A 13,413-nucleotide genomic window follows, 5' to 3' on the forward strand; every position below is an offset into this window, starting at 1 on the left:
CCTTAAACTACTTCAGATGGTAGAATAGATGTATAGAAGCAGTCAGGAAGGGGCAGCCGAATGTCGCGTAAAAGAGGGATTCGCCAGCAATATATTAATGTATTTCTCGTATCATTGTTAATCGCAGTGATCGGCATGGGCAGTATGTATAAATACGTCAAAAGTTCTTGGACAGATTTGGAAGAGGCACGTCAAGAATCCTTTGAAAAGGCTCAATTGGTAGAGCTTATTTCGAATTCTATCCAGGACTTATTTTTTCGTATCCGCGGGTATTATTCATTCCAAATAGAAGGTGAACTGAATGGTGCATTTCAGGCATTTCAGGATATCCATACCTATTCACGTCAATACAAATCACTTTCTCTTAATGCAGAAGAACAAAAGATGATTGGAGAAATCGATAACTTTCTAACAGAATATGAAAATGGGACGTTTCCAAAAGCCATCCAACTTGTTGCAGATAACGACTACGAGGGGTTGCGTGAACTTGCAAAAAACGGATCAAATTTATCCGTAAATCGCTTCATCGAATATGCTAATGAGTATAATCTAAATGCGCAAGAAGAACTTTCCCAGTCTTATGCTCAAACGAAAAAACAAACCAATGTTTTCTTTTTACTTATCACCTTACTCAGTTTCGCTTTTTTGCTTATTCCAATCTACATGGTTTGGAATGTAATAAATCGGGTAGTACGCCCAGTAGAAAAAATCACCTACGCAGCGGATCAATATGAAACCGAAGGCAAAATACTTTTCCAACCCATTACTAGAGAAGATGAAATAGGTGCTTTATCTCAAGCTATTCATAAGATGATGCAGCGCATCCAGACGAACGAACAGGAACTACTTGCTCAGAATGAAGAATTGATCTCTCAGCAGGATGAGCTGTTCAATCGACAGACAAAAATGGAATATGCCCTGTCTGAAGCACGCTTTTCGCGTGTTCGCTTGGAACGATATAACGGTCTCAGTCATTTACTATCGCTTTCATTGGATAAACAAGAAGTCTGTGATCAAACATCGGATTATCTCGACACAATCTATCAATCGGATCTCAGCTTCCTTTGGTTCCCAAAAAGTAATGTCTCTTCACTGAAAGGCATGTCTGAAAAATTCTTTGAAGAGGTCAAACAAGAGCGGATGGAATACATAAAGCTTCGACTTGAAAAAGAGCCTTACTTCGTGATCAAACGGGAGGCGGATTATGAGAAAGGCGTTGCAGGAAATACGACGTTCGTTTATGATTTCGTGGCGGGTATCTACAATTCTGAAAACGAATTAAACGTTATCTCCATACTTTCTCGTATTGGTAAACCCTTCACTGAAGACGATCAAACAGACCTTTATGGATTGCTTAGAAGAATCGCGATCTCAGTGGATCGGATTGAACAATACGAATTGATCAGCCATGAACGTCAGCTTAATCAGAACATCCTAGACAATATTAATGAAGGAATTCAGTTTGTTTCCAGCACTGATGAAGACGATCAGTACAATGCCGCCCTATTCGAACTGCTGGGCATGGAGCATAAGAAATGGCCCAGAGACAAATGGACAGAATATTTCTTACAGCGAATCAGTGAGCCCGAACAATACAAAAAGTTTTTGAATGAAGCGCTTGATCCGGAAAATCAGGAATTCAGAAATTATTCCTATATTGTTTCGCTGCCATCCGCAGAATCACGCGTCATGAACGTCTACAGTGTACCGATCGTCATTCAAGGAGATAAAGTCGGTACCATCTTCGTGCATCGGGATATGACACACGAGCATGAAGTGGATCAAATGAAGACCGAACTGGTCTCTACAGTTAGTCACGAACTACGCACCCCATTGTCTAGTATTCTCGGTTTTTCCGAGTTGTTGCTGAATAAGGAAATGGACGAAAAGCGAAAAAAACGTTATTTAGAAACTATTTATAATGAGGCTACACGCTTGACTGCACTGATCAATGATTTTCTGGATCTTCAACGCATGGAATCAGGCCGACTGGCTTACACGGTAGAAGAAATATCTTTAGTCGATCTTATGCGGCAAACAGTGGATAATTTAGAGACCCAATCCTCATTGCACAACATCAAGATCCAAGATATTACTTGCGCCTCTATGGTTGCTGCCGATCGAGATCGAATGATTCAGGTTTTCACGAATATACTTAGTAATGCCGTTAAATTTTCTCCAAACGGCGGTGATGTAAATGTGACATTATGGAATCAACAGGATTCAATCATCCTGTCGATTACAGACCAAGGTATCGGAATCCCTAAAGAAGACATCAGTCATCTTTTCGAGAAATTTTATCGATTCGATAATAGTTACAGCAGGAAAATAGGTGGTACAGGTCTTGGTCTGTCCATTTGCCAAGAAATCATAAAAGACCACAACGGGCGAATCTGGATAGAATCAGAAGAGAACGTAGGTACGACGGTATTTATTACTCTTCCCCTAAAACAGCAATTGCCAACGGGGCCTGTCAATTTAGACAAGCCACTTGTGAATGTAGTAGAAGACGACGTCAATATTGCATTGTTATTGGGAGAGGAATTGGCAAACAACGGATTTTCAGTGATCCATCATTCAACAGTGGACCAAGCGTTTAGTTGCATGCAAAGAATGCAGCCAGCCGCTGTCGTAGTTGATTTAAAATTAAGCGGCAATGAAAATGGCTGGGAGTTGATTAGAAAGATGAAAGAACAGAAGGAAACTGCTTCTATCCCAGTCATCATCTCTTCGTCTTTGGAAAAAGAGCCACAGCTGATGAAAGAATTTAAGATTGAACATTATCTAACAAAGCCATACTCACTTCAGGATCTATCTTCGACACTCATGGAAACTGTCCAGCGTGCAGACGGCAGGATTTTATACCCTGACAGCGAGTAAAAAATGAGCTGTTCGAGAAGTCATTTTGACTTTTCGGATGGCTTTTGTTTTGTATACGAAAGCTTTTTATTTATTCTAAGTATACGCATTGTTGCGGAAGGGGTAAGGTGGTCTGCTGCTCCCTTTTCCAACCGTGCAAAAAAAGGCTGTCACTTCAAAGACAAAATATCTTCCAGCGACAGCCTTTTTTATGATATTGATTCAGAAAATCGAGTTCAGTAATTCAACCAGCTCATTCGGACTAAAAGGCTTGGGGACAAAATACGCAGCCCCTCTTTCTATGGCTGCCTCCTGATCTTCCCGCTGCGCTTTTGCTGTCAGCATGATCACAGTAGTGTGGAGCTGGAGCGGTTGTATACGCTCCAGTACTTCCAAACCCGTCATATGAGGCATCATATAATCCAGAAGAACGGCATCATACTGATTTTCTTGGATTTTCCGCAATCCTTCCAGCCCATCCTCTGCCTCGTCGACTTGAAACCCCGCGAATTCTAATGTATCTGTCAGCAGCATACGTAAAATTTCTTCATCATCTACAACCAACACTTTCTTCTCTGCATATGACATGGCGCGGTCTCCCTTCTATTCTCTCTTATCAAACAAACGATTGGCCAATTTTTCAATACGACCTAGTACGTCTGCCGGCTGAAACGGCTTGATAATATAGTCGTCCGCCCCTAACCATAGCGCTGCTTTAATATCGTTTGCACTCTTTCTTGCTGTCATCATTGAAACCGTCACATTTGTTTTGGCGTGGTCGCTTTTTAAACGGCTCAACACTTCTAGCCCATCCATTTTCGGCATAACACCATCCAACAACACTATAAAGTAGTCATCTGGCGTATACCAGTCATCTTCGAGAAAAGCCGGACCATCTGAATAGGTCTTTACAGTAAACTCAATATCAGGTGATTGCAATTCCAGCAAAGTTTGCTGAAGAATTTGCCGAATAAATGAGTCATCGTCTACAATAATGACCATCAACTTCCGCTTGACCATACGCTTTCGCTGATCATACAGGATGGTTCGGTTCCTGCCTGTCCGCTTTGCTTCATATAACGCTTGATCTGCGGCTGAAATTAGCTCTTCTGTATCACCCTGATAGTCAGCACTGCCAGCTGAAAATGTCACATTGAATGATTGGTCGCCTGAATTGAAGGAGAGTGGATTAAATTTATTGCGAATGCGCTCCACTACATGAACCGCCTCATCTGCTTGGAGATTAACGAACAATAAGGCAAATTCCTCTCCGCCATAACGGAAAACATAGTCACCCTCGCGTTTTTCATCATGGAGAATTTCACCGAATTTCCGTAATACATCGTCACCTGCTGGATGCCCATATAAATCATTCACTTGTTTAAAATGATCTAAGTCTACCATCACTAAAGAGAATGTTGTATCTGACTGATCTGCTTTTTTCGCAAAGTTATTAATGACTTCATCGAAATAGCGACGATTACCAATACCCGTCAGACTATCTGTAATAATACTGCTGCTAATTGCATGTTGTCGTTGCTGCCGATTAAACAAATAAGGGAAAAAAATGTCCATATCAAACGGCTTTGGAATAAAGTCCATAGCCCCTCTTCGATAACTCTCAATCTCGTTTTCTTTAGTAGCCTGCTCGCTAGTGAGAGCTACCATCGTATTTTTCTGTCTAGCCGTATCTGCAATTTGATCAAGAACTTCAAAACCTGACATATCCGGTAATTTTGTATCTACAAGTATTATACTCGGCCGCATGGAATAAAACTGCTCGATTCCCCGCTTGCCATTCAATGAAATAATTACTTGGGCGCCCATTTTCTCAAGCAGTTCCTTTAAGTAAGAAACAAACTCTAAATCGTCATCAATAATTAAAATAAATGTTTCTTGATCTAATTGATTAATGTAGCAGTCCGGTAATTGGAATTCTTCTTTTTTGACAGCTTCAGAGCCATCAAAATGAGAACGAATACGATTTTTCAAGTTTTCCAATGATGACACAGGAATCTTCTGATCATTGGAAGAAGACAAGATTTCTAGCTGAGATGCACAAAAAAGAGACAACTGTTGTAATTCAATCGTTCCGGACGTTCCTTTAAGCTTATGGAGGAAGTAATACAATTCGCGCTCTGTTAAGCTACCTCTTGCTTCCCAATCCTTAAAGATGTTCTCCGTTCGTTGCGCCAACATATCCTGGTACTTTTTTTGGTTCATTTCCTTCCCCCCTCGTCCATCGGAAGCATTTCCCCATCGATTCATAATCAAGTTCCTTTTATCTATTTCCCTATATGAAAATGAAGCTGGAAACACGTATATGCCTGTTTCCAGCTTCATTGACGTTACTTATTCCAAACCCATTTCCTCTTTCACTACGAATGAAATCCGTTCCGCATATTCTGCGCATTGTTCTTCCGTCGTCGCTTCTACCATCACTCGTACGAGTGGCTCTGTACCTGATGGGCGTACAAGCACACGTCCTTGCCCAGCCATTTCCCGTTCGACTTCATTGATGACGCTGACGATACGGATGTTCTCCATAACCGCATGTTTATCGACCACTCGGATATTTACAAGTTTTTGGGGATATACTTTCATTTCACTGGCCAAATCGGATAGTTTTCTGCCTGTTTGCTGCATGATATTAACTAATTGTAATGCCGTGAGCAGACCATCGCCTGTCGTATTATAATCCATGAAGATGATGTGGCCCGATTGTTCTCCGCCTAAATTATAATGATTTTTGCGCATTTCTTCCACGACATATCGATCACCGACAGCCGTTTGTACACTTTTCATTCCGCACTCTTCCAACGCTTTATAAAACCCTAGATTACTCATCACAGTAGAAACGATCGTGTCCGCTTTCAAACGACCCTTGCTATGTAAGTATCGGCCTACAATAAACATGATTTGATCGCCATCTATAATATTTCCTTTTTCATCTACTGCGATGAGACGATCTCCATCTCCGTCAAATGCCAAACCGATATCTGCGTTCTTTTCAATAACCAAGCCTGCCAATGTCTCGGGATGCGTTGATCCAACACCGTCATTAATATTTAAGCCGTTCGGAGAAGCACCCATTGTTGTCAAATCGGCATCGAGATCAGCAAATACATGTGTCGCCAATACGGAAGTAGCTCCGTGTGCACAATCCAACGCAACGTGAATTCCTTCAAAGTCTTCATCCACAATTTGTTTTAAATACTGGATATATTTTTGTCCGCCTTCAAAGTACTCTGTTATCGTTCCTACCTGTCCACCAATTGGACGCGGTAACTTGTCTTCCTCTTCATTCAGCAGCTTTTCAAATTCTGCCTCTTGCGCGTCGGTCAATTTAAAACCGTCCTCGCCAAAAAACTTGATGCCGTTATCCTCTACAGGATTATGAGAAGCCGATATCATAACTCCGGCTTGTGCATTCATCACTCTTGTCAGATAGGCGACGCCAGGTGTACTGATAACGCCAAGTCTCATGACTTCCGCTCCTACTGACAATAATCCTGCGATCAAAGCATTTTCAAGCAAAGCCCCAGAAATTCGAGTGTCTTTTCCCACAAGAATTTCTGCCTTTCCTTCTACATCTCTTGTGAGTAAATATCCGCCAATTCTACCTAGTTTAAACGCAAGTTCTGGTGTCAGTTCGGCATTTGCAATACCTCGGACTCCATCTGTACCAAAATACTGTGTCATTTTAAATTCTTCCTTTCGATCATATCCTAATTGGATCACTGGTATTACGAATCTCAAGCTTTCGTTTTTGCTTCGACAAGTTGTACGTCAAATACGGCACTTCGAACTGCCAATTTCCATGAAATTTCTTTAGGTGCCTCTACAAGTAAAGGCCCGGAGACTTCACCTTCCGCATTTACATTGGCTGCATCAATATATACCGCTATATCTGTTTGTTTCAATCGTTCGACAACGGCTTTATCCCCTGTTACTTGTAACGACACATTGCCGTTGGACGGTTGCTTAATAGAAGCAGTATAAATGGGATCAAGATTTCTGACTGATATTGGGATGTCCGTAATTTGCTGTGTTACTTGCGCAGTGGTCGGGGTGGTCGGGGGTGTCTCGGCTTCAGGTTCTTCCGTATCCCCCATTGTTACTTCTTCCTCCACCGATTCTTCGCTCTCATCAGACTTTGTTGAATCGCCAGATACTTTAACTTGTACTTTTATTTTATTCGGTGTCACTTTACTGACGCCTTCTGGCTTTTTAACATCCACTTCGAACTTACCAGATTTACTCACTTTCGAAAGATCGACCTCTACTGGTATTTCATTAATGGCCTCCACTGCACTTTTTGCACCGTATACACGAACCAATTCATCTACTGGTGTCAAGCTTTCAATTGTCAGCTCATCTGCCGCTTTTCCCTTCCGAATTAACTTTACCGGTACCTCACGACTGTATTCCTGTACATCCACCTTGACTGTCACTTCTTCTGGATCTAATAAAACAGACATTTTATTCAAGTCTCGGTCCAAAATACGAACCCGTGCCTTTTGCTCAAAAGACTTATTCAAATTGTTGTCGCCAGTTACCGACACTTTCACAAAACTGATGGCTTCCACAATACTCTTTGCACCTGTCACGCTGATAGTAGCCGGTTGAACTTCTATATTTTTCACTTCATAACCTTCCGCAAGTAATCTTGTATTCATTTCGGGATCTACGCGGAATGATTGTGTCACTTTCTCTTCAATATTGACATGCACGGTTGCGGGATCCAAACGAACGTCCAGCTTGTCGGATAAGTTCTCTGCTTGGATCCGTACAGTATGTTCTCCCAACGTCAAATTTTGCAAGTCCAACTTCAATGTGAAATCTTTCAGCACTTTTGTTGTCTGCACAATATTGGCAGGCCCTTCAATTGTTAAATTGACCATTTCCGGAACGCCTGTCACGACTAGGTTTTCTGTATCATAATATACCTCTACCGGAACATCTTGAATGAGAGCGACAACATCATTTGCTGTATTGCGGCTCGTTTGATCTTCGGCTTTTACTGTAAAAAACAGCATAATAGCCAAAAACAGAGCAATCAGACGCAGAGACCAGGGGCTGTCCATGAATTTATCCATTTTTTCTCTTCCCCCACTTCCATAGAGAAGTATCCGCTTGACCGACTTCGCTTCCAAACCATGAAATCCTTAATAACTTTTCAAATTCATCCATGTCTAAATGACGGTTGATATCCCCGTCCACCGTTAAGCTGACGGCACCCGTTTCCTCAGACACAATAATCGTTACGGCATCTGTCACTTCGCTGATGCCAAGCGCAGCACGGTGTCGCGTACCAAGTTCCTTCGAAATGAACGGGCTTTCAGATAACGGCAAGTAACAGGCTGCAGCGGCAATGCGATTTTTAGTTACGATAACCGCACCGTCATGCAACGGAGTATTCGGAATGAAAATGTTGATCAGCAATTCGGATGAAATATGCGAATTCATCGGGATACCCGTTTCAATATATTCGCTTAAACCCGTTTCTTTTTCAATTGTAATTAAAGCACCGATCCGGCGTTTAGCCATATAACTGACTGATTTGCTGAAGGCACTCACTAAACGGTCGCGTTCCTCTTCTTCCTGCATGGCAGTGCGTGCAAACAGTCGGCCTCTCCCTAATTGCTCCAATGCCCGGCGCAGTTCTGGCTGGAATATAATAATTGCAGCTAAGAAACCCCAGCGGAGAACTTCTTCCATCATCCATTGAAGTGTCTTTAATCCCAGCCATTCGGTGAGGTAACGTCCGATCAAAATAACGAAAATACCCTTCAATAATTGGACGGCTTTCGTTCCTTTAATAATTGTAATTAATTTATATAGTACAAACCAAACAAGAAGCACATCCACAATATTTTTCAGAATTTCCATTGGTGCTAATGTTGTTACCTGCTCCAAAACCGGCATGTGCTTCCCCTACCTTTTACAAAAGTTCTTATTCATCTAGTATAGCATAATTTCCAGCTAACATGCCTATCTAAAGGGTGTCCTACTATTCGACAAACGACAAAAAAGTGATGCAAGAGCTTTGCTGCTCACATCACTTATCAAAACTATCAATAAAACTATTCGTTGTTCGATTTGTCATCTTTCGAAGAAGGAATAACCTCTTTCGCGACAGATTTTATTTTATACCAAAGCCAATCAAACACTTCATCGATCTCTTCACTCGACCCTGTAATGACAGCCGTTGAAGCCATGTATTTCGAACCGCGGATGACTGTAACATCGCCATCCACTTCGCCTTCAATTCGAAGATCACCATTTTTCACAACTAAATCACCCTTTACAACCTCGCCTGCGGGTACGATGACTGTTTCCCCTTCGACTATGATATTAGGCTGTTTTGTAAACGAAAATTGCTGTTCGTTTTCAAAGCTTGAGAAAAAAGATGCACTCATCAGAATAAGGAATAGTGCTGCTGCTGCCATCATCGGATGCTGCCGCAACCACTTTTTAGGTCCTTTTTGTTTGTTGGGTTGCGGTAATCTCGCCATAACATTATTGGAAAATCCAGACGGCGCCTGTACTGTTGCTACATTCTCAAAGAGCGTCTCCGTCTGCTCTAATTCTTCCATCAACGCCTTGCAGTCTTCACAAGACTCCAAGTGTTTTGTTAAAATTTTTTCTTCTTCACTGCTAATTTCTCCATCTAAAAACGCATGCATATAATGGACAACATGTTTAGGACATTTTTCCATGAATCCAACCTCCTACATACTCCCCATTTGTTGCCGAAGTGCTTCTCGTCCGCGATGTACTCGCGTCTTGACTGTGCCTAGAGGCATCTCCAAAATGTCGGCGATTTCCTGCAACTGTAGGTCTTCCATATATCGTAAAATGATTATCGTACGGTATTTATCGGGCAGCCTGCTTACTTCATACTGAATACGGTCTTTCATTTCCATCTTTTCCACTTCTTCTTCTGGTAAACGCTGATCTGCAGCAATTTGCGAATACATATCTAAGCCTTCTGTTCCTGGTACCTGGGCATCCAAGTAATAATCCGGTTTTTTCTTACGGATTCGGTCAATGCATAAATTTGTAGCAATGCGATAGAGCCAGGTCGAAAACTTCCGCTTTTGATCAAACGTCTCCAAATTGACATAGGCACGTACGAATGCTTCCTGCGCTATGTCCTCTGCTTCTGCAGCGTTATTCAGCATACGGTAGCATACTTGATACAACCGATGTTGAAAATGAATGACAATTTCCTCAAAAGCATCTTGATTGCCATTCAACACTTCTTTAACTCGTTTTGTAATCAATTCATCCATTAGGCTTCACTCTCCGCTCCATGCGGCTGTCCCTCTATATACGTTAGAAACTTCATTTGGTTTCATTTTTTCTCCACTTTTTTGTGTCCTCTTCTACTTTATCATTTTTACACCGTAAAATGATAAAAAGTTTACAGCTAAAAAAGTGACGGAAGCCTTTATCGGCTTTCGTCACGTCTGATTACAATAATTTTTCACCGAATAACGAACCCATCAGGGCGACTGCGACGTCTGCAGTCTTATTGTATTCATCAAGCACAGGATTGACTTCAACGAATTCTGCCGAAGTGATGACTTTTGCATCTTCAAGTAACTCCATCGCCAAGTGGCTTTCACGGTACGTGATACCTCCTGGGACCGGCGTCCCTACGCCTGGCGTATAAAGAGGATCTAAGCCATCCAAGTCCAGAGATAAGTGAACACCATCAACTTGACGGGTTGAAAAGTATTCAAGGGTTTGCTGAATGACGGCAGACATGCCGTAGCGATCAATTTCATGCATAGTGAATACTTTTACGCCTTGTTCTTTAATTAATTTCCGTTCTCCCGGGTCTAATGCACGCGCACCGATAATGACAACGTTTCTCGGATCAATTTTCACACCATCCCGATGCACATTAACCAAGCGCTCATGTCCAAGACCCATGCTGACCGCAAGCGGCATTCCGTGTATGTTACCTGAAGGCGAGGTTTCACGTGTATTCATATCTGCATGTGCATCATACCAAATGACACCAAGGTTTTTGTAGTGATCCGCTAATCCTGCGAGTGTGCCAATCGCAATGCTGTGATCCCCGCCAAGTACTAAAGGAAAATGATTGTCCGCTACGATATTCGAGACCGCTTCAGCCAACTTAACAGTTGCAGCCGTCACTTCTTCCAAGTTTTTCAGCCCAGCTTCAGAACTTGTTTTTTCATGTACAGCTGATATTACTATATTGCCTTGATCCATTACCTGATGGCCTAATGCACGTAACCGCTCCACAGCTCCCGCGTACCGCATGGCACTCGGTCCCATATCCACTCCACGTCTGCTCTGACCAAGATCTATAGGTACACCGATCATCGAAATATCCAGATTGCGCATAGCACTTCCCCCTTATATTACATTTTCTTGTTAATTTCAGAAGAATTATAGTTCGCTTTTTTTGCTTCCAATAAAGTGGTTGGACGACCAAAATAATAGCCCTGCCCTTCTCTACAACCTAAGTTGTAAAGCATCTTCGCTTGTTCATTTAATTCAATACCTTCAGCCACCACATTCAATCCTGCTGTATCCGCCAGTGTCACGATCGCTTTTACAATCGCCTGACTATTTTCATTTTCCAATATATCCCGCACAAATGCCATATCAATTTTCAATGTATCAGCAGGAAGTTCTTTAATATAGCTAAATGTACTATATCCTGTTCCGAAATCATCAATGGCCACCGTGATACCGATACTTCGAAGCTTTTGAATGGATTCTTTCATTCCTTCTGTATCCATAAACGAACTTTCCGTCAACTCCAATTCCAACATGTTAGCGGGAACTTGAAATTCCTCCAGAATACTCAATACCGAATCGGCAAAACCTTCTTCTTTCATCTGTACAGTCGAAACATTGACCGCGAACTTACAAAATTCACCGGATTCGATCTCTGCAGCTGCTTGCTTACAAACCTCTCGTAAAATCCATTCACCAAGGGATACAATAATTTTCGTTTCTTCCGCGAGGGGAATAAATTTCATTGGAGGAATCACACCTAAATCTGGATGGTTCCATCGGACAAGCACTTCTACGCCAGTTAATTCACCAGTTCCTAAAAATACTTTGGGCTGATACTCCAAATAAAAATGCTGTTGCTGTATACTTTTCCGCATTTCATTTTCCAATAAAATTCTTTCCAATGACATTTTAGAGGTACCATGCTCATACATCTCACTGTCACTGCCACCTCGCGTCTTCACTTTTCCAAGCGCCAATGTCGCTTTCGTCACCAGTTCAGACGGTTGATTGGCATGTTCAGGATACATTGAGATACCACAACTAATAGATAACGAATACGTTTGTTGCCCCACCTGAATAGGTTGCTCCAAATACAACCGTATTTCTTCAGCATAATTGTAGATTTCTGTCTCGTCCGACAACCCCGTTACAATAAAAGCAAATTCGTCTCCAGCAATCCGTGCCAGCAAACTTTCCGGACCGGTTTTCTTTTTTAATCTTTCACCGACCATCGACAACAAGTAATCCCCCGCCTCATGACCTAAAAGATCGTTGGCGTAACGCAGACGGTCAATATTGATATGTACGAGCGCAAATACTTGCTTCCTAGTCTTTGCCCTTTCAAAAGCTAGAGCCAATTGCTCGCGGAATGAATTACGGTTCATCAAAGAAGTTAGCTGATCATTATAGACAAGATGTTTGATCTTTTCTTCAGATTTCACACGCTCTGTCACGTCATGCATGACGACCAATAGCTGGTCTTCGTAATCAATGGAGCCTCGCACTTCATTTATCTTGGCTTCCATGACATGCAAGCCACCCTTCACATCCAGCATGGAATATTCTAAACCGATAGCCTTCCGTTGAAACCCTTTGAATTGCGCAATCTTCCTTTCTACTTTTTGACGATCCTTTTTATAGAGAATGGAATATAACGTATCAGAATACAAGCTATCCAAAGAGTAGCCCAACAAATTTTCGAAAGAAGGAGACAAGTATTGAAACTTCCCATCGCGATCAATGATTGCAATGAAGTCTGAAGCATTGGTTGTAATAATTTCATAGAGCTCTGCGTTTTTTCGTATCTCTTCCTCCATCAACTTTCTAGCTGTAATATCATAACGGATGGATACGTACTGATAGGGTTTGCCTTTGTCATTCAAAAAAGGGACAATCGTTGTATCAACCCAATAATAGGACCCGTCTTTGGCTTGGTTTCGGATATCTCCTCTCCACGTCTTTCCACTTCCGATTGTCGCCCACATTTCCTTGAAGAAGGAAGCATCATGGTAATCAGAATTGACAATCCGTTGATTGGCTCCAATTAGTTCTTTTAATGGATACTTTGAGAGTTTTTCAAATTTTTCATTGGCGTATTGAATCGTTCCCCGAGAATCGGTAATGGAAACAATGGCGGCCTGTTCCAAAGTGTAGGCAATGTCACCAAGAAGTTTTGGCAATCCTTTTGAACTATTAGGTTTGATGAATTTCTCCATACCATTAAGAAACTCTTGCATATCTATATCACAATCCCTATGTTTATATATT

General features: G+C 41.8%; 10 protein-coding genes. 1 reads left to right on the forward strand and 9 read right to left on the reverse strand.

The genetic code is table 11. The annotated features are described in order from the left end of the window. The first annotated feature begins 60 nt into the window (after nucleotides 1–60). Nucleotides 61–2,880 (forward strand): ATP-binding protein, encoded by a 2,820-nt coding sequence (locus B5D59_RS13360; RefSeq protein ID WP_078818298.1) that lies wholly within the window; start codon nucleotides 61–63, stop codon nucleotides 2,878–2,880. Nucleotides 2,881–3,081: 201 nt separating this feature from the next. Here B5D59_RS13360 and B5D59_RS13365 read toward each other — a convergent pair whose 3' ends face one another. The 9 genes from B5D59_RS13365 to B5D59_RS13405 all read right to left on the reverse strand — a co-directional run bounded on the left by B5D59_RS13365 (nucleotide 3,082) and on the right by B5D59_RS13405 (nucleotide 13,361). Continuing rightward, the gene (locus B5D59_RS13365) at nucleotides 3,082–3,447 is read right to left on the reverse strand and encodes a response regulator transcription factor (RefSeq protein WP_078818299.1); all 366 of its coding nucleotides are present in this window, start codon (nucleotides 3,445–3,447) and stop codon (nucleotides 3,082–3,084) included. A gap of 15 nt (nucleotides 3,448–3,462) precedes the next feature. Further along, complete coding sequence (locus B5D59_RS13370; protein ID WP_040759911.1) at nucleotides 3,463–5,082, reverse strand: diguanylate cyclase; 1,620 nt, start codon at nucleotides 5,080–5,082, stop codon at nucleotides 3,463–3,465. Between the two features lie 129 nt (nucleotides 5,083–5,211). Beyond that, nucleotides 5,212–6,561, reverse strand: coding sequence for a phosphoglucosamine mutase (gene glmM, locus B5D59_RS13375; protein ID WP_078818300.1), 1,350 nt, complete (start codon nucleotides 6,559–6,561; stop codon nucleotides 5,212–5,214). A 53-nt stretch (nucleotides 6,562–6,614) separates the two neighbouring features. After that, the gene (locus B5D59_RS13380) at nucleotides 6,615–7,958 is read right to left on the reverse strand and encodes a CdaR family protein (protein ID WP_009498951.1); all 1,344 of its coding nucleotides are present in this window, start codon (nucleotides 7,956–7,958) and stop codon (nucleotides 6,615–6,617) included. Continuing rightward, nucleotides 7,951–8,787 (reverse strand): diadenylate cyclase CdaA, encoded by an 837-nt coding sequence (cdaA, locus tag B5D59_RS13385; RefSeq protein WP_009498952.1) that lies wholly within the window; start codon nucleotides 8,785–8,787, stop codon nucleotides 7,951–7,953. The genes B5D59_RS13380 and cdaA overlap by 8 nt, the downstream gene beginning before the upstream one ends. Before the next feature lie 158 nt (nucleotides 8,788–8,945). Next, nucleotides 8,946–9,581 carry an anti-sigma factor family protein gene (locus B5D59_RS13390; RefSeq protein WP_009498953.1) on the reverse strand — a complete coding sequence of 212 codons (636 nt, stop codon included), beginning with the start codon at nucleotides 9,579–9,581 and terminating at the stop codon, nucleotides 8,946–8,948. 12 nt (nucleotides 9,582–9,593) lie between these two features. Further along, nucleotides 9,594–10,157: an RNA polymerase sigma factor SigW gene (gene sigW / locus B5D59_RS13395; RefSeq protein ID WP_009498954.1), complete on the reverse strand. Its 564-nt coding sequence runs from the start codon at nucleotides 10,155–10,157 to the stop codon at nucleotides 9,594–9,596. A 181-nt stretch (nucleotides 10,158–10,338) separates the two neighbouring features. Beyond that, complete coding sequence (gene rocF / locus B5D59_RS13400; protein WP_009498956.1) at nucleotides 10,339–11,244, reverse strand: arginase; 906 nt, start codon at nucleotides 11,242–11,244, stop codon at nucleotides 10,339–10,341. 17 nt (nucleotides 11,245–11,261) lie between these two features. After that, on the reverse strand, nucleotides 11,262–13,361 hold the full coding sequence (locus B5D59_RS13405) for a sensor domain-containing protein (protein ID WP_176132592.1): 2,100 nt from the start codon (nucleotides 13,359–13,361) through the stop codon (nucleotides 11,262–11,264). Nucleotides 13,362–13,413: the final 52 nt, after the last annotated feature.

This window comes from Sporosarcina newyorkensis, assembly GCF_900167515.1.
Taxonomy (GTDB): Bacteria; Bacillota; Bacilli; order Bacillales_A; family Planococcaceae; genus Sporosarcina; species Sporosarcina newyorkensis.